The organism is Pseudomonas sp. MBLB4123 (assembly GCF_051904775.1).
Taxonomy (GTDB): domain Bacteria; phylum Pseudomonadota; class Gammaproteobacteria; order Pseudomonadales; family Pseudomonadaceae; genus Aquipseudomonas; species Aquipseudomonas benzenivorans_B.
In genome coordinates this window covers 2,923,976-2,944,184 of record NZ_CP196711.1, presented here as the reverse complement: position 1 = coordinate 2,944,184, position 20,209 = coordinate 2,923,976, and the positions used below count along the sequence as shown (strand labels likewise).

Genomic DNA, 20,209 nt, shown 5'->3' with positions numbered 1-20,209 from the left:
CAATACAACAAGACGGAGTAGCCATGACTTTCCCCCTCAAAGCCCTGACCGCTGCAGTACTCCTGGCCGCGATGCCGGCCGCCACCCATGCCAATCCCTACTCGCAACTGGTGATCTTCGGCGACTCGCTGAGCGACAGCGGCCAGTTCCCCGATACCGGCAGCCCCTTGCTGGGCGGTAATCCGACCGGCGGCCTGCGTTTCACCAACCGCACCGGCCCCAACTTCCTGGCGAACAACAGCGAATACTTCGACGCGGTCTCCACCCAGCGTCTGGCCGCCCACCTCGGCCTGCAGGCCTTGCCTTCCACGCCGATCCTGCCCCAGGTGCTGACCGGCAATGCCGATGGCAGCAACTATGCCGTCGGTGGTTATCGCACCGACCAGGTCCTCGCCTCGATCACCGCGGCCAACGGTTCGGTGGTCAATGCCGGCGGTGGCATCATCAGGACGCGCAACGGCTACCTGGTGGATGTGCCGCGGGTCGATCCCAACGCGCTGTTCTATGTCAACGGCGGCGGCAACGACGTGCTGCAAGGCGTGATCACCAACCCGGCCAGCGCCGCCGCAGCGGCCGCCAACCTGGTGGCCGGGGTCGCCGCCCTGCAGCGGGCCGGGGCGCGCACCCTCATCGTTTCCGACCTGCCGGACGTCGGCCTCAGCCCCGCCGGATTCGCCAGCGGCTTTCGCGCGGCCTGGTCCGGCGCTGCGGCGCTGTACAACGATGCGCTGGCCAGCCAGCTGTCGGCCCTGGGCGGCAATGTCATCCGCCTGAACTTCCGCGGCCTGCTGAGCGAGGTGCAGGGCGACCTGGCAACCTATGGCTTCGACCCGCTGGTCAGCCAGACCGATGTCTGCTTCAGCGGCAGTGGCTGCCTGGCCGATCCGACCTGGGGCCTGGGCGGCGCCTCGCCCAACCCGAACAAGTTGCTGTTCAACGACGGCGTACACCCCACCGCGGCGGTGCAGCAGATCAGCGCCGATTATGTCTATTCGATCCTCGCCGCGCCCTGGCAGGTCTCGTTGCTGCCGGAGATGGCCATGGCCAGCCTCACCGGCCACCAGCAGCAGCTGCGCAGCACCTGGCAGGCCGACCGCGGCGCCTGGCAGGCCGTCGGCCAGTGGCGCAGCTTCGTCGAGGCCAGCGGCCAGCGTCAGCGCTTCCAGCGCGGCGAGGCGGTGGCCGCGGGCGACAGCGAGGCCCATGGCCTGAACCTGGGCGGCAGCTACCGGTTGGATGACCACTGGCGCCTGGGCCTGGCCCTGGGCCTGCAGGAGCAGAGCCTGGAGGCCGGCGCTGCCGATTCCGAGTACGACCTGCGCAGCTACCTGCTCAGCGCCTTCGCCCAGTACCAGGGCGGGCGCCTGTGGGCCGATGCCAGCCTCAGCCTGGGCCATCTGGACTACCACGACCTCGATCGCCAGTTTGCCCTGGGCATCAGCGAGCGCAGCGAGAAGGGCGACAGCGATGGCCGGCTCTGGGCGCTGTCCGGGCGCCTGGGTTACGACCTGGCCAATGCCGACAGCGGCTGGCGGGTCAGCCCCTTCGTCAGCGCCGACTACGCCCGGGTGGAGGTGGATGGCTATCGCGAGCGCGGTCAGCGCGCCACGGCGCTGCACTTCGCCGATCAGCAGCGCGACAGCCGGCGCCTGGGCATCGGCCTGCAGGCCAGCTACCAGTTGAGTCCGGCGACCCAGGTGTTTGGCGAGATCGCCCGCGAGCGTGAGTTCGAGGACGATGCGCGCCAGCTGCGCCTGGGGCTGAGCTCGGTGGCCGGTAACGGCTTCGCGCTGCAAGGCCATACCGCCGCCAGCGGCCAGACCCTGGCGGGCCTGGGCATCAGCCACGCGCTGGCCGAGTCACTGCGGGTACGCGCGGCCTACCAGCTGCGCGGCACCGAGGATCGCCAGCACGGCGTCAACCTGTCCCTCGACTGGGACTGGTAAGGCGTCGCTCCCGCCACGCAGCCTGGCGCTGCGCGGCGGGATTCAGTCCCAGTCCAGGCGCGCCAGCTTCCACTGACCCTCGTCGAGCCACCACTCCAGTTTCACCCCATAGTGCCGCGCGCTGTCGGGGATCAGTCCCTCGGCGCCGGTCAGGGCGACCTGGGCCTCGGTGTAGCCTTTCTCGCCGTAGGTCGCGTCGAGGTAGCTGTTGCGGCTGAGGGCCAGCACCCGTACCTGCCGGTGGCGCAGGAACAGCAGGGTCATGGTGCGCCTGGCCCAGTCGGCGTCGAACTGCTGTTGGGCGGAAAACTGCGGGTGCAGCTGCTCCATCACCGCGCCGCTGTCCTTGGCCTCGAGGTTGTCCTGCAGCTGCTGCACGGCGGCCTCCAGGGCGGCCTGCGGGTCGTCGCGGCCGCCGCAGCCGGCGAGCAGGGTGAAAAGCATCAGGAAAGCCAGGGCAAATTGCCGTGCCGGCATGTCGAACTCCTTTTTCATGGTTATGATGCGGGGCAGAGCGGGACCCGGCAGCTCGACGGCCCCCGAGGGGACGTCTAGCGCTCTCGCCGAAGCCTGGAACGCACCGTACGTCTAAATTCAGGAGCATGTCATGCAGACTTTGTATCCGGAGATCAAACCCCACGCCCGCCATGAATTGGCGGTGGAAGAGCCGCACGTGCTCTACGTGGACGAGAGTGGCTCGCCGGACGGTCTGCCGGTGGTGTTCATCCACGGCGGTCCCGGTGCCGGCTGCGACGCCCTGAGCCGGCGCTTCTTCGACCCCAACCTGTACCGCATCGTCACCTTCGACCAGCGCGGCTGCGGGCGCTCCACGCCCCATGCCAGCCTGGAGAACAACACCACCTGGCACCTGGTCGCCGACCTCGAGCGCATCCGCGAGCACCTGGGCATCGACAAGTGGGTGCTGTTCGGCGGTTCCTGGGGCTCGACCCTGGCCCTGGCCTATGCCCAGACCCACCCAGAACGGGTGCATGGGCTGATCCTGCGCGGCATCTTCCTGTGCCGCCCCCAGGAGTTCCACTGGTTCTACCAGGAGGGCGCCAGCCGCCTGTTCCCCGACTACTGGCAGGACTACCTGGCGCCGATCCCGGTCGAGGAGCGCGGCAACCTGATGCAGGCCTTCTACAAGCGCCTGACCGGCACCGACCAGATCGCCCAGATGCACGCGGCCAAGGCCTGGTCCAGCTGGGAGGGACGCACCGCCACCCTGCGCCCCAACCCGCAGGTGGTCGAGCGCTTCAGCGAGGCACACCGCGCCCTGTCGATCGCCCGCATCGAGTGCCATTATTTCGTCAACAACGCCTTCCTCGAGGCCGATCAGCTGATTCGCGACATGACCAAGATCGCCCACCTGCCGGGGGTCATAGTGCATGGCCGCTACGACGTGATCTGCCCCCTGGACAACGCCTGGGAGCTGCACCAGGCCTGGCCCAACAGCGAGCTGCAGATCATCCGCGATGCCGGCCACTCGGCGGCCGAGGTCGGCATCACCGATGCCCTGGTGCGGGCAGCCAACCAGATGGCCCGGCGCCTGCTCAACCTGTCGCCGGACGAAGCATGAAGGCGCTGATCCAGCGGGTGCGCGGCGCCCGGGTGGAAGTCGCCGGCGAGGTGGTCGGGGCCATCGATCAGGGCCTGCTGGCACTGGTCGGCGTGGAACCCCGGGACACGCCGGAGTCGGTCGCCAAGCTGCTGCACAAGCTGCTCAACTACCGGGTGTTCGGCGATGCCGAAGGCAAGATGAACCTGTCCCTCGGCGATGTCGGCGGCGGCCTGCTGCTGGTGTCGCAGTTCACCCTGGCCGCCGACACCAAGAGCGGCCTGCGGCCGAGCTTCTCCAGCGCCGCCCCGCCGGCCCTGGGCGCCGCGCTGTTCGAGCTGCTGGTCGAGCAGGCCAGGGCGCGGCACGCCCAGGTCGCCACCGGACGCTTCGGCGCCGAGATGCAGGTGCACCTGGTCAACGATGGCCCGGTGACCTTCCTCCTCGAGGTCTGAGCGGGCGGCACTCTAGTGCCGGACCTGCTCCAGGCCGTTGTCCTGCAGCCACTCCAGCGCCAGCTCGCGCACCTGCTGGGCCTGGAAGGCGAGCCAGGCCTGACGCACCCGCGGCAGGGCTTCCAGCTGATAGTCGAAGGTCCGCAGCGGCTTGCGCCCGGCCAGGGCGTGGCTGAGCAGGCTGTGCGCCTGGGGATCGTGCAGGCCGTCCAGAAAGGCCTCGCGCAGGGCCAGGGCCTGGCCTTGGGGCAGGGGGGCGATAGCCAGGTAGCGGTCCGGCTGCACGTCGTACTTCTCGTCGGCCCCGGGCGGCGGATCGCCGGGGGCGACGCTCAGCACGCTGCCGTTGACCAGGTCCAGGTAGTGTTCGATCTCGGCCTGACTGAGCAGGGCCTGTTCGATGCGTGGCAGGTCTAGAGTCAAGGGGCGCATGGCGCTGGGCTCCGATGGCTGTCCTGCCCCGACAATAGCCCGGCGCACCGGGCTTGGCCATGCCGCCTGGCGGCGCCAGTGGCCGTCGGGCGCTTAGAACAGCCGAGCCAGCAGGGCGCTGACCGCGGTTTCCACGCGCAGGATGCGCTCGCCCAGCTGCACCGGCGCGAGGCCCGCGGCCTGCAGCTTTTCCACCTCGTAGGCAATCCAGCCGCCCTCCGGGCCTATGGCCAGGGTGACCGGTCCGTCGACGGCGCGCGGGCAGGCGGGGTAGGGACCGGGATGGCCGACCAGGCCGAGGCTGCCGGCGCTCAGCTGTGGCAGGCGGTCCTCGACGAAGGGCTTGAAGCGTTTCTCGATCAGCACCTCGGGCAGCACGGTGTCGCGGGCCTGTTCCAGGCCGAGCACCAGCTGCTCGCGGATGGCCGCCGGCTCGAGGAAGGGGGTCTGCCAGAAGCTCTTCTCGACCCGGTAGCTGTTGAGCAGGATCAGCCGCGGCACCCCCATGGCGCTGACCGTCTGCAGCACGCGCCGGAGCATCTTCGGCCGTGGCAGGGCCAGCAGCAGGGTCAGCGGCAGCTTGGCCGGCGGCGGCTGATCGAGTTCGACCTGCAGTTCGGCTTCGTCGGTGCTGAGAGCGAGCAACTGTCCGCGGCCCATCGGGCCATTCAGGCGGCCGACCCGCAGGCTGTCGCCGGCCTCGGCGCGGTGCACCTCGTGCAGGTGCTTGAGGCGCCGGCCACTGAGCACCACGCGATCGGCGGCGACGAAGTCGCCGTCTTCCAACAGCAGCAGGTTCACGGTTGCGGCGCGGGGGGCTGGTCTTCGGATTCCGCCTCGGGTTCCGCTTCGGCGTCGTGCTCGGCGCGGCGCCGGATCAGGCTGCCGAAGAACACGCCGGACTCGAACAGCAGCCACATCGGCACGGCCAGCAGGGTCTGGGAGAAGATATCCGGCGGGGTCAGCAGCATGCCCACGGCGAAGCAGCCGACGATGACGTAGGGGCGGCTCTTGCGCAGGGTGGCGACGTCGACCAGGCCGACCCAGATCAGCAGGAAGGTCGCCACCGGAATCTCGAAGGCCACGCCGAAGGCGAAGAACAGGGTCAGGACGAAATCCAGGTACTGGCCGATGTCGGTCATCATCGCCACCCCTTCCGGGGTGACGCTGGCGAAGAAGCCGAACATGATCGGGAACACCACGAAATAGGCGAAGGCCATGCCGCCGTAGAACAGCAGGATGCTGGAGATCAGCAACGGCACGGCGATGCGCTTCTCGTGCTTGTACAGCCCCGGGGCGATGAAACCCCAGATCTGGTGCAGGATGATCGGCATCGACAGGAACAGGGCGACCATCATGGTCAGCTTGAACGGGGTCAGGAAGGGCGAGGCGACCCCGGTGGCGATCATGGTCGCGCCTTCGGGCAGGTAGGCGCGCAGCGGCGCGGCGACCAGGGCGTAGATGTCCTGGGCGAAGTAGAACAGCCCGGCGAACAGCGCCAGCACCGCCACGACGCTGCGCAGCAGGCGCGTGCGCAGCTCGGTCAGGTGCGACACCAGGGGCATTTCCTGGTCGCCTTCGGTTGGTCGGCTCATGGTTGCGCGGGTTTGTCCTGGCTGGCGTCCGGCGTGGCGGGTTCGGCGGTCTTCTCGGGTTGGGCGGTCGTGGCGGGCGACAGCAGGTCCTGCTTCATCGCCTTCATCTCCCGCTCCAGTTCGAGGATCTTCTCGTTGTGCAGCTGCCGACGGATCTCGTCGGCGCCGATCTCACGCTCGACCTCGGCCTTGATCGCGCTGAAGCTGCGCTTGAGCCGGCCGATCCACAGGCCAGCCGTGCGCACGGCACCGGGCAGGCGCTCGGGGCCGAGCACCAGCAGGGCGACCAGGCCGACCAGCAGCAGTTCGGTAAAGCCGATGTCGAACATGGCGGTCGGCTCTTAGTCTTTCTTCGCCGGCTCTTCGACCTTGCGCGCCTGGGCATCGATGGTCTGGCCCTTGTGCTCGTCCACCGCCGGCTTGTCTTCCTCGGCGTTGCCCATCGACTTGCGGAAGCCCTTGATCGCGTCGCCCAGGTCGCCGCCCAGGTTCTTCAGGCGCTTGGTGCCGAACAGCATGACCACGATCAGCAGGATGATCAGGAGTTGCCAGATGCTAATGCCACCGAATCCCATGATGTGTACTCCGTCGTAAAGGGTTGATCAGTTTTGCGGGCGCGCGGCCTTTTCCGCGTGCCCGGACAGGCCGAAGCGCCGGTCCAGCTCGTCCAGCACGGCCTGGGGGTGCTGGCCGAGGGCGGCGAGCATGACCAGGCTGTGGAACCACAGGTCGGCGGTCTCGCCGATCAGCTCGCTGCAGTCGCCGCTGGCGGCGGCGTCCTTGGCGGCGAGTATGGTCTCCACCGACTCCTCGCCGACCTTCTCGAGGATCTTGTTCAGGCCCTTGTGGTACAGGCTGGCGACGTAGGAACTGTCGGCGGCGGCGCCCTTGCGCGCCTCCAGCACTTCGGCCAGGCGGCTCAGGGTGTCAATCATGGGCATGTCCTGCGCTGTAGATGGCGTGCGGGTCTTTGCGCACCGCATCGACGGTTTTCCAGACGCCGTCCTCGAGCACGCGGTAGAAGCAGCTCTCGCGGCCGGTGTGGCAGGCGATGCCGCCGAGCTGTTCGACCTTGAGGACGATCACGTCGGCGTCGCAGTCCAGGCGCAGCTCGTGCAGCTTCTGCACGTGGCCGGACTCTTCGCCCTTGCGCCATAGTTTGCCACGCGAGCGTGACCAGTAGATGGCGCGCTGCTCGGCGGCGGTCAGGGCCAGGGCCTCGCGGTTCATCCAGGCCATCATCAGCACGCGGCCGCTCTGGTGGTCCTGAGCGATCGCCGGCACCAGGCCGTCGCTGTTCCAGTTGATCTCGTCGAGCCAATCGTTCATCGCTACTTCCGCCCGTCGCGGGCCTGTTGGATAGAGGTCTAGTGTGCCAGCGCGGTGCGGGCCTGGCTATCGGCGCAGCACCAGGTAGAGACCGCCGGCCAGGGTGACCCAGCTGGGCCAGGCCGGCAGAGTCAGGGCCAGGCCCTGGGCCGCCGCGCCGGCGACCAGCAGGGCGCCGAGCAGACGGATCGGCCACTGCTGCTTGGCGGTGGGCTCGACCTTGGCCGTCGGTTGCTGCTGATTGAGGCGCTCCAGGGTGTCGCGGGCCATCTGCGACAGGTGCGGCACCTGCTCGACCTGCTGCTGCAGGTTGCGCAGCAGATGGCGCGGGCTGATGCGTTCGCGCATCCAGCGTTCGAGGAAGGGCTGGGCGGTGCTCCACAGGTCCAGGTCCGGGTACAACTGGCGGCCCAGGCCCTCGATGTTGAGCAGGGTCTTCTGCAGCAGCACCAGCTGCGGCTGCACCTCCATGTTGAAGCGTCGCGCGGTCTGGAACAGGCGCAGCAGCAACTGGCCGAAGGAGATGTCCTTGAGCGGGCGTTCGAAGATCGGCTCGCACACGGTGCGGATGGCCGCCTCGAAGTCGTTGACCCGGGTCTGCGCCGGCACCCAGCCGGAGTCGATGTGCAGCTGGGCCACGCGGCGGTAGTCGCGCTTGAAGAAGGCCAGCAGGTTGCGCGCCAGGTAGTCCTGGTCCTCGGCGGTGAGGCTGCCGATGATGCCGCAGTCGATGGCGATGTACTGCGGGTTCCACGGCTGGCGGGTGCTGACGAAGATGTTGCCGGGGTGCATGTCGGCGTGGAAGAAGCTGTCGCGGAACACCTGGGTGAAGAAGATCTCCACCCCGCGTTCGGCCAGCAGCTTCATGTCGGTGCGCTGGTCGGCCAGGCTGGCCAGGTCGGTTACCGGCACGCCGTAGATGCGCTCCATCACCAGCACCTTGGGCCGGCACAGGTCCCAGTACACCTGGGGCACGTAGAGCAGCGGCGAGCCCTCGAAGTTGCGCCGCAGCTGGCTGGCGTTGGCCGCCTCGCGCAGCAGGTCGAGTTCGTCGTAGATGGTCTTCTCGTAGTCGCTCACCACCTCCACCGGGCGCAGCCGGCGGGCGTCGGGGGAGGCCTTCTCGGCCAGCCGGGCGAGGATGAACAACCAGGCCAGGTCCTGGCGGATCACCGGCTTGAGGCCCGGGCGGATCACCTTGACCACCACTTCCTCGCCGCTCTTGAGCTGCGCGGCGTGCACCTGGGCGACCGAGGCCGAGGCCAGCGGCTTGGCGTCGAAACGGGCGAACACCTCGCCGACCTTGGCGCCGAGCTGGGCCTCGATCAGCGCCAGGGAGTGGGCCGGGTCGAAGGGCGGCACCTGGTCCTGCAACTTGGCCAGCTCGTTGGCCACGTCCGGCGGCAGCAGGTCGCGGCGGGTGGACAGCAGCTGGCCGAACTTGATGAAGATCGGCCCCAGCTCCTCCAGGGCCAGGCGCAGGCGCGCGCCGCGCGACAGCTGCAGCGTGCGGCGCGGCAGCCAGTGCCAGGGCAGGGCGTAGCGCAGGGCGCGCAGCCACAGCGGCAGCGGCAGGTCGAACAGCAGGTCATCGAGCCGGTAGCGGATGACCACGCGCTGGATGCGTAGCAGACGACGGGCGGCGAGCAGCTTCATGGCGTGGGCTTATGGCGTTGGACGAGGCGCTCGATGCGCGCGTCGAGGCGGTCGAGGGCGAGTTTGAGGCTATCCAGCTCGGCGAAGCGCGCATCGGCTTCGCGGCGGCCGACCAGGCTGCGCGACTCCTCGCTGAGGTAGTCGGCCAGGTTCAGGCGCAGGCTGTCGAGGCTCTGCGCGGTCCAGCCGGCGCGGCTGCGCAGGTGGCCGGCGAGCAACTGGGCGCCGACCGGGCCGAGCCAGCGGGTCAGCTCGTACTCCCAGTCCAGTTCGAGGTCCTGGAGGATGGCGGCGAGTTCCAGCAGGGCGGCGCTGTCGCCGTCCAGCTCGACCTCGGGGCCGTGCAGCACGGCGCTCTTGTCGGCGCTGCTGGCCAGGCGCAGCAGGCTGCTGGCCGGCGCGCGCAGGCGGCAGGCGATCTCCCCGGCCCAGTGTGGCGCCAGGCGCAGGCCCTGCTCGTCGGCGAGGATGAACAGCTGCAGCGCAGGCGTCCGGCAGTCGACCTCGATCACCCGGCCGCGCAGGCGCGCCAGGCGCGGCAGCGCCGTGCCGTCCATGGCCAGCACCCGGTTGAGGCCGCGCTCGACCCCGGCCAGCAGCCCGCTCAGCAGCATCAGGGCTTGATGCCGCGGTGCAGGGCGACGATGCCGCCGGTCATGTTGTGGTAGGTGACGCGCTCGAAGCCGGCCTCGGCCATCATCGCCTTGAGGCTGTCCTGATCCGGGTGCATGCGGATCGATTCGGCCAGGTAGCGGTAGCTCTCGGCGTCGTTGGTGATCAGCTTGCCCATCAGCGGCATGAAGCGGAACGAATAGGTGTCGTAGACCTTGGACAACAGCTCGCTGGACGGCTTGGAGAACTCCAGCACCAGCAGCCGACCGCCGGGCTTGAGCACGCGCAGCATGGAGCGCAGGGCATCCTCCTTGTGGGTGACGTTGCGCAGGCCGAAGGCGATGGTCACGCAGTCGAAGTGGTTGTCCGGGAACGGCAGCTTCTCGGCGTCGGCCTGGACGAACGTGACGTTGCCGGCCACGCCGCGGTCGAGCAGGCGGTCGCGGCCGACCTTGAGCATCGACTCGTTGATGTCGGCCAGCACCACCTCGCCCTGGGGACCGACCAGGCGGGCGAACTGCTTGGTCAGGTCGCCGGTGCCGCCGGCGATGTCCAGCACCCGGTTGCCCGGGCGCACGCCCGACAGCTCGATGGTGAAGCGCTTCCACAGGCGATGCAGGCCGCCGGAGAGCAGGTCGTTCATCAGGTCGTACTTGGCGGCCACCGAGTGGAAGACTTCGGCGACCTTCTGCGCCTTCTGGCTCTCCGGAACATCCTGGAAGCCGAAGTGCGTGGTGGGTTCGCTGTCGCTGCGCTTGCGCGTGTCGGTCATGTCGCCCGTTCCTAAGCAGAGAGGCTGAATCTAAAGTGGCGGCCATTCTAAACCCGCGGCCTACCTTTGTCTTGGCACGCGCGGCGCTATGGCGCGCGGGGCGCCGCCGCGGGCTGTTATAGTCGCGCGACCTAAGGTCGCAGTGAGGAGACAGGCCATGACCCGAATCGATGTGGAACGTTCCCATAACCTCGGTCGCGAGGCCGCGCGGGAGAAGGCCGAGCAGTTGGCCGAGCGCCTGGCCCGGGAGTTCGACGTGCGTTACCGCTGGAACGGCGACGCCCTGGAGTTCAAGCGCAGCGGTGCCGATGGGCGCATCGAGGTGGGCGAGGATCGGGTGCGCGTGGAGCTCAAGCTCGGCCTGCTGCTGTCGGCCATGGGCGGCAGCATCAAGCGGCAGATCGAGGAGGCGCTGGACAAGAACCTCAAGGCCTGAGGCGCGCTGCACGGATTGCGGCGGCTAGTATGCGGTTTCTAATTTTCCTCGATACCGTGCACCTAAGCCTGCATTTCGTGGGCGTTTCCTCAAATCATCGAGCCTGAGGTGCACCATGTCGAAAGTCGCGATCAAGAAAAAAACCGAAGTCGAAGCCAAAGCCGGCGTGCTGAGCGATGTCAAAGTCTACGCCCGCAAGGTCTGGCTGGCGGGCCTGGGGGCCTATGCCAAGGCCGGGCAGGAAGGCGCCGAGTATTTCAAGGAGCTGGTCAAGGCCGGCGAAGGCGTCGAGGAGCAGGGCAAGAAGCTGGTCGGCGAGCAGGTCGAGGCGGCCAACAGCCAGCTCGACGGCGTCAAGAACCGCGTCACCAGCGTCAAGGGCAAGGTCGATGTGCAACTGGACAAGATCGAGAAGGCCTTCGACAACCGCGTAGCCGGCGCCCTCAAGCGCATCGGCATCCCGACCAAGCAAGATATCGAAGAGCTCTCTGCTAAGCTGGATGAACTGGGCGCATTGCTCGAGCATGTCGCGCGTAGCAAATAAAGGAGAGCAGGATGGCTGTTAAGAAGAAAACCGAAAAACAGACCAGTTCCTGGATCGGCGAGGTCGAGAAGTACTCGCGCCAGATCTGGTTGGCCGGCCTCGGCGCTTACTCCAAAGTCAGCAAGGACGGCACCAAGCTGTTCGACACCCTGGTCAAGGATGGCGAGAAGGCCGAGAAGCAGGCCAAGAGCGAGGTCGACAAGCAGGTCGAGTCGGTGAAGTCCACCGTCGAGTCGAAGGTCGGGACCGCCAAGTCCAAGGTCGATGTGGTCAAGGACAAGGCCATGGGCAAGTGGGGCGAGTTGGAGGAGGCGTTCGACAAGCGTCTGCACAACGCCATCTCGCGCCTGGGCGTGCCCAGCCGCAACGAGGTGGCGGCGCTCAACGACAAGGTCGAGCGCCTGACCAAGCAGCTCGAAGCGCTCACCGGGGTCACCGCCCAGTCGGTCAAGCCGGCGCGCAGGGCGCCTGCGAAAGCGGCGGTTAAACCCGCCGCCAAGGCTGCGGCCAAACCGGCTGCCAAGCCGGCGAGCAAGACCGCGGCCAAGCCCGCGACGGCTAAACCCGCGGCCAAACCTGCCGCTAAGGCCGCCGCGAAGCCTGCGACCAAGGTAGAGGCGGCACCGCTCGCCGAAGCGGCCGCCAAGGTCGCCGCCAAGCCGGCCGTAGCGAAGAAACCGGCGGTGAAGAAAACCCCGCTGGCCAAGGTGGTGGCGCCGGCCTCTTCGGAACCGGCGGCGCCCGCCGCCGCAGCGGCTCCGACGGAAACTCCGGCGCCGAGCACGCCCGCCAGCCAGTCCTGAGGCTGACGCCTGCTTTCCCGACGCCCGGCCTCGCGCCGGGCGTCGGCGTTTTAGGGCCTCATACCTCCAGATAGCGCCGGGCCAGCTGCTCGGCGGCCAGGCGCGATTCGCGGGTCAGGTGGGGCGCCACCAGCATCATCACCTGGTACACCACCAGGCGGCTCTCGCCCTCTGCCCCGAGGATGCGCTGGTAGTCGAGGGAGAACAGCAGGGTCAGGGTGATCTGCTCGACTAGCTGGCCCAGGGCCTGGGTCTCGCTGACCAGCTGATTCTCCGCCTTCAGTCGCGCCAGCAGGGTGGCCAGGGTGCGCTTGAGCAGGTTGAGCCACTGGCGGATGCCGCGGGCCAGCTTGGGCAGGCGCCCGGCCAGGTTGGACAGGTCCTGGAACAGGAAGCGGTAGTGGGCCAGGCGCTCGACTATCAGGTGCAGGAACAGCCAATAGTCCTCGGCATCCAGGCGGGCGTCGGCCGGCGGGTCGAGCAGCGGCGCCAGCTCGGCCTGGAAGCGTTCGAACAGGCCGAGGATCAACGGCTCCTTGCCATGGAAGTGGTAATACAGATTGCCCGGGCTGATGCCCAGTTCGTTGGCGATCTCCAGGGTGGAGACGTTGGGCTCGCCCTGCTGGTTGAACAGAGTCAGGGCGCATTCGAGGATGCGGTCGCGGGTCTTCATCGAGTCTTCTTGGTGGGGGCGCGTGAAGGGGCGGGACGCCGGGCCGGGGCAGCGGCCGGCCGCAGTCCGTTCGACTCAGCGCACATGCACATAGGTGCCCGGTGCCGCTTCCATGGCCGGATAGCGCGGGCTGCCCAGGGCCGAGAGGGGCTGGCGCCGTTCGCCGGAGCGCTCCTGGATCCAGGCCAGCCACTGCGACCACCAGCTGCCCTCGTGCTTCTGCGCGTCGTGGTACCAGGCGCGCGGGTCGCCGCTGAGCTTGGGGCTCTCCAGGAAGCTGGCCTTGGGATTGCCCGGCGGGTTGAGGATGCTCTGGATATGCCCGCTGTTGGACAGGATGAAGCGCCGGTTGCCGCCGAGCAGCAGGGCCGAGCGGTAGACCGAGTCCCAGGGGGTGATGTGGTCGTTGATGCCGGCCACGCTGAAGCTGTCGAGGCTGACCTTCTGCAGGTCGATCGGCGTGCCGCAGACCTCCAGGCCGCCCGGGTGGGTCAGCGGGTTGTACTTGAAGAAGTCCAGCAGGTCGCCGTGCAGGGCGGCGGGCAGGCGGGTGCAGTCGTTGTTCCAGTAGAGGATGTCGAAGGCCGGTGGTTGCTTGCCGAGCAGGTAGTTGTTGACCCAGTAGTTCCAGATCAGGTCGTTGGGGCGCATCCAGGCGAACACCCGGGCCATGTCGCGGCCATCGAGCACGCCGCGCTGGTAGGAGCGGCGCTTGGCGGTCTCGAGCGTCTGCTCGTCGGCGAAGAGCATGGCCGGACTGTCGATCTGGCTGTCGAGCAGGCTGACCATGTAGGTGGCGCTGGCCACCTTGCGCAGTTGCCGCTTGGCCTGCAGGTGACCCTGCAGGGCGGCGATGGTCAGGCCGCCGGCACAGGCGCCGAGCAGGTTGACATCCTTGCTGCCGGTGATCGCCCGGCAGGCGTCCATGGCCTCTTCCAGGGCCTGCACATAGCTCGACAGGCCCCACTCGCGGTGCCGGGCATCGGGGTTGCGCCAGCTGAGGATGAAGCATTGCAGGCCGTTCTTCAGGGCGTACTGGACGAAGCTCTTGTCGTTGGACAGGTCGAATATGTAGTACTTGTTGATCTGCGGCGGCACGATCAGCAGCGGGCGCTGGTACTGCTTCTCGCTCATCGGCAGGTACTGGATCAGTTCCAGCAGCTCGTTGCGAAACACCACGGCGCCCGGGGTGGCGGCCAGGTTGCGGCCGACCTCGAAGGCCTGCTTGCTCACCTGACTGGGCAGGCCGTCGTTGTGCAGCAGGTCGTCGAGCAGCTGGCCCAGGCCCTTGAACAGGCTGGCGCCGCCGCTGTTGAGCAGCTCCTTGACGGCCAGGGGGTTGAGCGGGGAGTTGGAGGGCGCCAGGGCATCGCCGAGCAGGGTGGTGACGAAGCGGGCGCGGGCGCGGTCGTCGGCCGGCAGGCTGCTTTCGTCGATCCAGCTGCCCAGCTGCTTCTGCCAGGACAGGTAGGCCTGCAGGCCGCGCCGGTAGAAGGGGTTGAGCTGCCAGGTGGGATCGGCGAAGCGCGTATCCTGCGGGTTGACCTTGTGCAGGGTGTCGCCGAGCAGCACCCGCCCCAGCTGGCCGCCCAGGGCCAGGGCATGGCGGGCGCTGTGCACCGGCTGCTTGATGCCCTGCAGGGCCAGGGTGCGCAGGGTGGACAGCAGGTCGCGGCCACGCAGGCCGACCACGGCGTTCTGCGCATTCATGAAGGTGGCGGGTAGGGGCAGGGCGCCGGTACTGGGCTTATCTCGCATGGGCAACACTCCGTCGTCAATCCGTTGAGATTCGAGGTCTGCAGGTAGCAGCAAGGCTTGTACCAAGGCGCAGGCGCGATCGCGGTGCTGCGCGCTGCGCCCATGTTCTTAGCCCCTGCCCGGCCCTGGGTCAAGTCTGCGGGCGGAGCATTAAGGTGGTGCAGAGGGGCACGTCAGCCTCAGTGGCCGCGGGTGACGCTCGGCTGCGGGTGCATCACCGCGCGTTGGCGCTCCTCGGCGAGGAATTTCATGATGATCGGCGCCACCGCTTCGGCGCGGGTCACCAGGAACAGGTGGCCGTCGTCGATCACGTGCAGGTCGGCATTGGGAATACGCCAGGCCAGCAGGCGCATGTTGATCAGCGGAATCAGCGGGTCGTCGTCGCCGGCCAGCACCAGGGTGGGCTGACGGATCTTGTGCAGCCAGTGGATGCTGGTCCAGCCGAGGCCGGCGAACAGCTGCCAGTAGTAACCCATCTTGCCGCCCGAGCGCACCTTGCTGGCATGGGCCAGGGCGAGTTTGGGGTCGCGGCGGAAGGCCCCGCCGTAGATGTCCGGGGCGATCTGCACGCCGTAGGAGGGCTGGATATAGCGCCGCGGGCTGGCCATGCGCCACAGCACCCTGGGCTTGCCCGGGACCATCACCGCGCCGGCCGAGGTGGCGGCCAGCACCAGCTTCTTGCAGCGCTCCGGGTAGTCGTGGGCGAATTGCTGGGCCAGGGCGCCGCCCCAGGACACGCCGATGGCGTTGACCTGACCGTAGTCCAGGTAGTCGAGCATGCGCGCCGCCAGCTTGGCCAGGCCGGGGAAACGATAGGGCGTGCTGGGCGTCGAGGAGCCGCCGACGCCGGGCACGTCGAAGGCGATCACCTCCAGGTCCGGGTCCAGCGCCCGGACGAAGGGCATGACCAGCTCGAGGTTGGCGCCGATGCCGTTGAAGATCAGCAGCGGCGCCATCTGGCCGTTGCCGGGGCGGACCGCGGTGCGGATGCTCTGGCCATCGAGCTCGATGGTGCGAAAGACGAAGGGTAACGACATGCGCAGGAGCCCTATTGGTTAAACCGCTGGGGCGGGCCATCCGGGCCCCTCCAGATCCACCAGGGCGACGCCTGGTTCGTTGCCCGCGCCGCGATGGCCGGGTGGTCGAGCGGCACCTCCTGGTGCCGCGGGCAGTGCTGCGCAGAGCGCAGTCGATCAGCGTTCGTGGACATAGGTGCCGGGTGCGGCCTCGGCCGGCGGGTGAGCCCTGTTGCCCAGCTTGCTCGGTGCCTTCTTGGTCTCGCCCGAACGCTCGGCCAGCCATTTCTGCCAATGCAGCCACCAGGAGTCGGTGTGCTTGGTCGAGCCGTCCTGCCAGTCCTTCGGGTCCAGTGGCATCTCGCTGTTGGTCATGTAGCGCGCCTTGGGGTTGCCCGGCGGGTTGAGGATGCTCTGGATGTGGCCGCTGTTGGACAGCACGAACTCGCACTTGCCGCCGAACAGGTGCGCCGATTTGTAGCACGACTCCCAGGGGGTGATGTGGTCGGTGGTGCCGGCCACGCAGTAGAAGTCGCAGGTCACCTGCTTGAGGTCGATCGGCGTGCCGCAGACTTCCAGTGCCCCGCTGCGGGTCAGCGGATTGGTCTTGAACATCTCGATGAACTCGCCGTGCAGGGCGGCGGGCAGGCGGGTGGTGTCGTTGTTCCAGTAGAGGATGTCGAACACCGGCGGCTCGTTGCCGAGCAGGTAGTTGTTGACCCAGTAGTTCCAGATCAGGTCGTTGGGGCGCATCCAGGCGAATACCTTGGCCATGTCGCTGCCTTCCAGCACGCCGGCCTGGTAGGAACGGCGCTTGGCCGCCTCCAGGGTCGTCTCGTCGGCGAACAGCGCGACCTGGGTGTCCAGCTGGGTGTCGAGCACGCTGACCAGCAGGGTCAGGGCATGCACCTTGGGGTCGCCGAGGGCGGCGTAGTGGCCGAGCAGCGAGGCAGTGGTGAGGCCGCCGGAGCAGGCGCCGAGCATGTTGATGTCCGGGCTGCCGGTGATCGCGCCGACCACCTCGATGGCCTCCTTCAGCGCCTCGATGTAGCTGGACAGGCCCCATTCGCGCTGGGCCTTGGTCGGGTTGCGCCAGCTGATCACGAAGGTCTGCACGCCGTTGCGTAGCAGGAAGCGCGCCAGGCTCTTCTCCGGCGACAGGTCGAACACGTAGAACTTGTTGATCTGCGGCGGCACCACCAGCAGCGGGCGTTCATGCACCTGCTCGGTGATCGGCCGGTACTGGATCAGTTCCAGCACCTCGTTGCGAAAGACCACCGAGCCTTCGGTGGTGGCCAGGTTCTGGCCGACCTCGAAGGCATCCATGTTGACCTGGCTGGGCATGCCGCCGTTGTTGATCAGGTCCTTGGCCAGGTGGCTGAGGCCGTCCAGCAGGCTCTTGCCGCCAGTCTCGAAGAAGCGCTTGACCGCGGCCGGGTTGGCCATGCTGTTGCTCGGCGCCATGGCCTCGGTCATCAGGTTGATGACGAAGTGACTGCGGCTGACGTCCTGCTCCGACAGGTCGCTGAACTCGACCCAGTCGTGCAGCTCCTTGCGCCAGGCCAGGTAGGTCTGCAGGTAGCGCCGGTACAGCGGGTTCTGGCTCCAGGCCGGGTCGGCGAAGCGGCGGTCGCCGGTTTCGGGGGTCAGTTCGGACTGACCGAGCAGGACATTCTTCAGCTCCACGCCGAAGTGGGCCACGTGCTTGGCGCTGTGCAGGGGCTGCTTGATGGCCTGGGTGAGCACGGTGCGGGCCGAGCTCAGCAGGTCCTTGCCGCGAATGCCGATGACCGGATTGAGGCCGAGGGTATTCTCGGAGGCTTGGTTCTTCAGGTCATCACTGGGTTTATCTGTCATCAACGACGCTCCATTGTCCTGAGGCGAATACCGGCGAACTGCTGTGCACGGAGACACGGGGCCGAAGGGCCGGGCATCGCTCGGGTTACCGAAGGCGGATTATTCCGCGACTTTCTTGCAGTTGTCCGTTGGACAAATGCAGGGAACCTGCCAGGTCCCTGGTTACCCGAGTTTGTCAGTTTGCGCAAGCTGGCGGCGATACGGGCCGAATGCGCAGGAAGTATGCCGGGAAGGATTAGAAAATGCGCTCTAACCGGGCGGGCAGGACGGGGCGCCGCCGGGGTGGCCGACGGGCTGGAGACGGGGGGATGGATGGCGGCGGTATGGGCGCGGGGCCGGGCCGCACCCGATTAGAGCATCAGCTTGACCACGGACTCGTTCGGGTCGCGGGACTGGCCGGCCGCGGCGAGTGCGGCCAGGTACTCGGCCCAGAGTTCGTCCTGGCGGGTGGCCAGCTCGTACAGGTAGGCCCAGGTGAACAGGCCGCTGTCATGGCCGTCGTCGAAGCACAGCTTCAGGGCGTAGTTGCCCGCCGGCTCGATGCTGCTCAGGCCGACATGCAGCTTGCCGGTCTGCAGTATGGGTTTGCCGTGGCCCTGGACCTCGGCCGAGGGCGAGTGCACGCGGAGGAACTCGGCGGGCAGGCTGTAGCGCTGCTCGCCGTACGTCAGGGTCAGGGTCTTGGAGGCTTTGTGCAGCTCTATGGCGCTGGGAATCGGGCTCATGGTCTTCGCCTGGGGCGCCGCCCGGAGTGCTCCGGGCGGCTTGGGTGGCTGATCTAGAGAATATAACGCGACAGGTCTTCGTCCTCGGCCAGTTCGCCGAGGTGGCCGTTGACGTAGGCCGCGTCGATGCGAATCGGCGCGTCCTCGTGCTTGGACGCCAGGTCGCCGGCGCTGAACGACAGCTCCTCGAGCAGGCGCTCGAGCAGGGTGTGCAGGCGCCGCGCGCCGATGTTCTCGGTCTTCTCGTTGACCTGCCAGGCGATCTCGGCGAGGCGCTTGATGCCGTCGGCGGCGAACTCGATGTTCAGGCCCTCGGTGTCGAGCAGCGCGGCGTACTGCTCGGTCAGCGAGGCGTGGGGCTCGGTGAGGATGCGTTCGAAGTCTTCCGGGCTGAGGGCCTTGAGCTCGACGCGGATCGGCAGGCGGCCCTGCAGTTCGGGCACCAGGTCGCTGGGCTTGCTCAGGTGGAAGGCGCCGGAGGCGATGAACAGGATGTGGTCGGTCTTGACCATGCCCAGCTTGGTGTTGACCGTGCAGCCCTCGATCAGCGGCAGCAGGTCGCGCTGCACGCCCTCGCGGGAGACGTCGGCGCCGCCGGTGTTGCCGCGCTTGGCGACCTTGTCGATCTCGTCGATGAAGACGATGCCGTTCTGCTCCACCGCCTCCAGGGCGCGGGCCTTGAGTTCCTCTTCGTTGACCAGGCGCGCGGCTTCCTCGTCGCGCACCAGCTTGAGGGCCTCCTTGACCTTGAGTTTGCGACTCTTCTTCTTGCCCTTGCCCAGGCCCGCGAACAGGTTCTGCAGCTGGCTGGTCATCTCCTCCATGCCCGGCGGGGTCATGATCTCGATGCCGGCGGCGGCCTCGGCCACCTCGATCTCGATGTCCTTGTCGTCCAGCAGGCCCTCGCGCAGGCGCTTGCGGAACAGCTGGCGGGTGTTGGAGTCGCCGCTGGGCACCGGGTCCTCGTTGAAGCCGGTGCGCGCCGGTGGCAGCAGGGCATCGAGGATGCGCTCCTCGGCGGCATCCTCGGCGCGGTGGCGGACCTTGGTCATCTCCTGCTCGCGCAGCATCTTCACCGCCGCGTCGGCCAGGTCGCGGATGATCGACTCGACATCGCGGCCGACGTAGCCGACCTCGGTGAACTTGGTCGCCTCGACCTTGATGAAGGGCGCGTTGGCCAGGCGCGCCAGGCGCCGGGCGATCTCGGTCTTGCCGACGCCGGTAGGGCCGATCATCAGGATGTTCTTGGGCGTCACTTCGGCGCGCAGCTCGGCCGGCAGCTGCATGCGCCGCCAGCGGTTGCGCAGGGCGATGGCCACGGCGCGTTTGGCATCGTCCTGGCCGACGATGTGGCGGCTGAGCTCGTGGACGATCTCGCGAGGGGTCATGGACATGATTCGGCTCCTGAACGGACGGCGGCTCAGACGGCCGAGTCCAGTTCCTCGATGGTCAGATTCTGGTTGGTGAACACGCAGATGGACCCGGCGATGTTCAGCGCGGTCTCGGCGACCTCGCGGGCGCTCATCTCCTCGGTGTGCTGCAGCAGGGCCAGGGCGGCGGCCTGGGCGTAGCCGCCGCCGGAGCCCATGGCGATCAGGCCGTGCTCGGGTTCGACCACGTCGCCGTTGCCGGTGATGATCAACGAGGCGTCCTTGTTGGCGACCGCCAGCATGGCTTCCAGGCGGCTCAGGGAGCGGTCGGTGCGCCAGTCCTTGGCCAGTTCGACGGCGGCGCGGACCAGGTGGCCCTGGTGCTTCTCCAGCTTGCCCTCGAAGCGTTCGAACAGGGTGAAGGCATCCGCGGTGGCGCCGGCGAAGCCGGCCAGCACCTGGCCGTGGTAGAGGCGCCGAACCTTCTTGGCGTTGCCTTTCATCACGGTGTTGCCGAGGGACACCTGGCCGTCGCCGCCCATGACGACTTTGCCGTGGCGGCGCACTGAAACGATGGTGGTCAAGGGGAGAGTCTCCACGCAGCGGGGCGAAAATGCCCAATGCAGACTCAGATGGGGGGGCGTGCGGCGCTTTTCAACCGACGCCGGACGA

General features: G+C 67.8%; 24 protein-coding genes. 6 read left to right on the top strand and 18 right to left on the bottom strand.

The features are described 5' to 3' along the window. The first annotated feature begins 23 nt into the window (after nt 1-23). Nucleotides 24-1,946, top strand: coding sequence for an autotransporter domain-containing protein (locus ACSX1C_RS13550; RefSeq protein WP_439886555.1), 1,923 nt, complete (start codon nt 24-26; stop codon nt 1,944-1,946). A gap of 42 nt (nt 1,947-1,988) precedes the next feature. Here ACSX1C_RS13550 and ACSX1C_RS13545 read toward each other — a convergent pair whose 3' ends face one another. Beyond that, nucleotides 1,989-2,423, bottom strand: coding sequence for a hypothetical protein (locus ACSX1C_RS13545; RefSeq protein WP_439886554.1), 435 nt, complete (start codon nt 2,421-2,423; stop codon nt 1,989-1,991). 130 nt (nt 2,424-2,553) lie between these two features. On the opposite strand from ACSX1C_RS13545, the gene pip reads away from it, so the two are divergent. Then, nucleotides 2,554-3,525 (top strand): prolyl aminopeptidase, encoded by a 972-nt coding sequence (pip, locus tag ACSX1C_RS13540; RefSeq protein WP_439886553.1) that lies wholly within the window; start codon nt 2,554-2,556, stop codon nt 3,523-3,525. Then, complete coding sequence (dtd, locus tag ACSX1C_RS13535) at nt 3,522-3,959, top strand: D-aminoacyl-tRNA deacylase (RefSeq protein WP_439886552.1); 438 nt, start codon at nt 3,522-3,524, stop codon at nt 3,957-3,959. The genes pip and dtd overlap by 4 nt, the downstream gene beginning before the upstream one ends. Before the next feature lie 12 nt (nt 3,960-3,971). Here the strand turns inward: dtd and ACSX1C_RS13530 are convergent, their stop codons facing one another. The 10 genes from ACSX1C_RS13530 to ubiE all read right to left on the bottom strand — a co-directional run bounded on the left by ACSX1C_RS13530 (nt 3,972) and on the right by ubiE (nt 10,355). Beyond that, on the bottom strand, nt 3,972-4,391 hold the full coding sequence (locus ACSX1C_RS13530) for a UPF0158 family protein (protein ID WP_439886551.1): 420 nt from the start codon (nt 4,389-4,391) through the stop codon (nt 3,972-3,974). Nucleotides 4,392-4,484: 93 nt separating this feature from the next. Continuing rightward, on the bottom strand, nt 4,485-5,192 hold the full coding sequence (locus ACSX1C_RS13525) for a 16S rRNA (uracil(1498)-N(3))-methyltransferase (RefSeq protein ID WP_439886550.1): 708 nt from the start codon (nt 5,190-5,192) through the stop codon (nt 4,485-4,487). Then, the gene (tatC, locus tag ACSX1C_RS13520) at nt 5,189-5,986 is read right to left on the bottom strand and encodes a twin-arginine translocase subunit TatC (protein ID WP_318644741.1); all 798 of its coding nucleotides are present in this window, start codon (nt 5,984-5,986) and stop codon (nt 5,189-5,191) included. The genes ACSX1C_RS13525 and tatC overlap by 4 nt, the downstream gene beginning before the upstream one ends. Further along, nucleotides 5,983-6,315: a Sec-independent protein translocase protein TatB gene (gene tatB / locus ACSX1C_RS13515; RefSeq protein WP_439886549.1), complete on the bottom strand. Its 333-nt coding sequence runs from the start codon at nt 6,313-6,315 to the stop codon at nt 5,983-5,985. The genes tatC and tatB overlap by 4 nt, the downstream gene beginning before the upstream one ends. Before the next feature lie 12 nt (nt 6,316-6,327). Beyond that, a complete protein-coding gene (gene tatA / locus ACSX1C_RS13510) occupies nt 6,328-6,561 on the bottom strand; it encodes a twin-arginine translocase TatA/TatE family subunit (protein WP_439886548.1) in 234 nt (77 codons plus the stop codon). 27 nt (nt 6,562-6,588) lie between these two features. Beyond that, a complete protein-coding gene (locus ACSX1C_RS13505; protein ID WP_439886547.1) occupies nt 6,589-6,921 on the bottom strand; it encodes a phosphoribosyl-ATP diphosphatase in 333 nt (110 codons plus the stop codon). Then, on the bottom strand, nt 6,914-7,315 hold the full coding sequence (gene hisI / locus ACSX1C_RS13500; RefSeq protein ID WP_439886546.1) for a phosphoribosyl-AMP cyclohydrolase: 402 nt from the start codon (nt 7,313-7,315) through the stop codon (nt 6,914-6,916). Before hisI ends, ACSX1C_RS13505 begins: the two co-directional genes overlap by 8 nt. A gap of 66 nt (nt 7,316-7,381) precedes the next feature. Beyond that, nucleotides 7,382-8,971, bottom strand: coding sequence for a ubiquinone biosynthesis regulatory protein kinase UbiB (gene ubiB, locus ACSX1C_RS13495; RefSeq protein ID WP_439886545.1), 1,590 nt, complete (start codon nt 8,969-8,971; stop codon nt 7,382-7,384). Beyond that, entirely contained in the window at nt 8,968-9,585 is a 618-nt protein-coding gene (locus ACSX1C_RS13490; protein WP_439886544.1) for a ubiquinone biosynthesis accessory factor UbiJ, read from the bottom strand. The genes ubiB and ACSX1C_RS13490 overlap by 4 nt, the downstream gene beginning before the upstream one ends. Further along, nucleotides 9,585-10,355 (bottom strand): bifunctional demethylmenaquinone methyltransferase/2-methoxy-6-polyprenyl-1,4-benzoquinol methylase UbiE, encoded by a 771-nt coding sequence (ubiE, locus tag ACSX1C_RS13485; RefSeq protein WP_439886543.1) that lies wholly within the window; start codon nt 10,353-10,355, stop codon nt 9,585-9,587. The genes ACSX1C_RS13490 and ubiE overlap by 1 nt, the downstream gene beginning before the upstream one ends. A 157-nt stretch (nt 10,356-10,512) precedes the next feature. Between ubiE and ACSX1C_RS13480 the strand changes: the two genes are divergently transcribed. The 3 genes from ACSX1C_RS13480 to ACSX1C_RS13470 all read left to right on the top strand — a co-directional run bounded on the left by ACSX1C_RS13480 (nt 10,513) and on the right by ACSX1C_RS13470 (nt 12,138). Beyond that, a complete protein-coding gene (locus tag ACSX1C_RS13480) occupies nt 10,513-10,791 on the top strand; it encodes a polyhydroxyalkanoic acid system family protein (protein WP_439886542.1) in 279 nt (92 codons plus the stop codon). Between the two features lie 115 nt (nt 10,792-10,906). Next, nucleotides 10,907-11,335, top strand: a complete 429-nt coding sequence (locus ACSX1C_RS13475; protein ID WP_318644748.1) for a phasin family protein — start codon at nt 10,907-10,909, stop codon at nt 11,333-11,335. An 11-nt stretch (nt 11,336-11,346) separates the two neighbouring features. After that, nucleotides 11,347-12,138, top strand: a complete 792-nt coding sequence (locus ACSX1C_RS13470; protein WP_439886541.1) for a phasin family protein — start codon at nt 11,347-11,349, stop codon at nt 12,136-12,138. Between the two features lie 58 nt (nt 12,139-12,196). Here the strand turns inward: ACSX1C_RS13470 and ACSX1C_RS13465 are convergent, their stop codons facing one another. The 7 genes from ACSX1C_RS13465 to hslV form a co-directional block, all read right to left on the bottom strand. Further along, on the bottom strand, nt 12,197-12,811 hold the full coding sequence (locus ACSX1C_RS13465; RefSeq protein WP_439886540.1) for a TetR/AcrR family transcriptional regulator: 615 nt from the start codon (nt 12,809-12,811) through the stop codon (nt 12,197-12,199). 75 nt (nt 12,812-12,886) lie between these two features. Next, nucleotides 12,887-14,569 (bottom strand): class II poly(R)-hydroxyalkanoic acid synthase, encoded by a 1,683-nt coding sequence (gene phaC, locus ACSX1C_RS13460; protein WP_439886539.1) that lies wholly within the window; start codon nt 14,567-14,569, stop codon nt 12,887-12,889. Between the two features lie 179 nt (nt 14,570-14,748). Beyond that, nucleotides 14,749-15,606: a poly(3-hydroxyalkanoate) depolymerase gene (gene phaZ / locus ACSX1C_RS13455; RefSeq protein ID WP_318644752.1), complete on the bottom strand. Its 858-nt coding sequence runs from the start codon at nt 15,604-15,606 to the stop codon at nt 14,749-14,751. Nucleotides 15,607-15,762: 156 nt separating this feature from the next. Continuing rightward, nucleotides 15,763-17,442 (bottom strand): class II poly(R)-hydroxyalkanoic acid synthase, encoded by a 1,680-nt coding sequence (gene phaC / locus ACSX1C_RS13450; protein ID WP_439886538.1) that lies wholly within the window; start codon nt 17,440-17,442, stop codon nt 15,763-15,765. Between the two features lie 350 nt (nt 17,443-17,792). Next, the gene (locus ACSX1C_RS13445; RefSeq protein ID WP_318644754.1) at nt 17,793-18,167 is read right to left on the bottom strand and encodes a DUF971 domain-containing protein; all 375 of its coding nucleotides are present in this window, start codon (nt 18,165-18,167) and stop codon (nt 17,793-17,795) included. Nucleotides 18,168-18,220: 53 nt separating this feature from the next. Next, nucleotides 18,221-19,561 carry an ATP-dependent protease ATPase subunit HslU gene (gene hslU / locus ACSX1C_RS13440; protein ID WP_439886537.1) on the bottom strand — a complete coding sequence of 447 codons (1,341 nt, stop codon included), beginning with the start codon at nt 19,559-19,561 and terminating at the stop codon, nt 18,221-18,223. A gap of 26 nt (nt 19,562-19,587) precedes the next feature. Next, nucleotides 19,588-20,121, bottom strand: a complete 534-nt coding sequence (gene hslV / locus ACSX1C_RS13435; RefSeq protein WP_439886536.1) for an ATP-dependent protease subunit HslV — start codon at nt 20,119-20,121, stop codon at nt 19,588-19,590. Nucleotides 20,122-20,209: the final 88 nt, after the last annotated feature.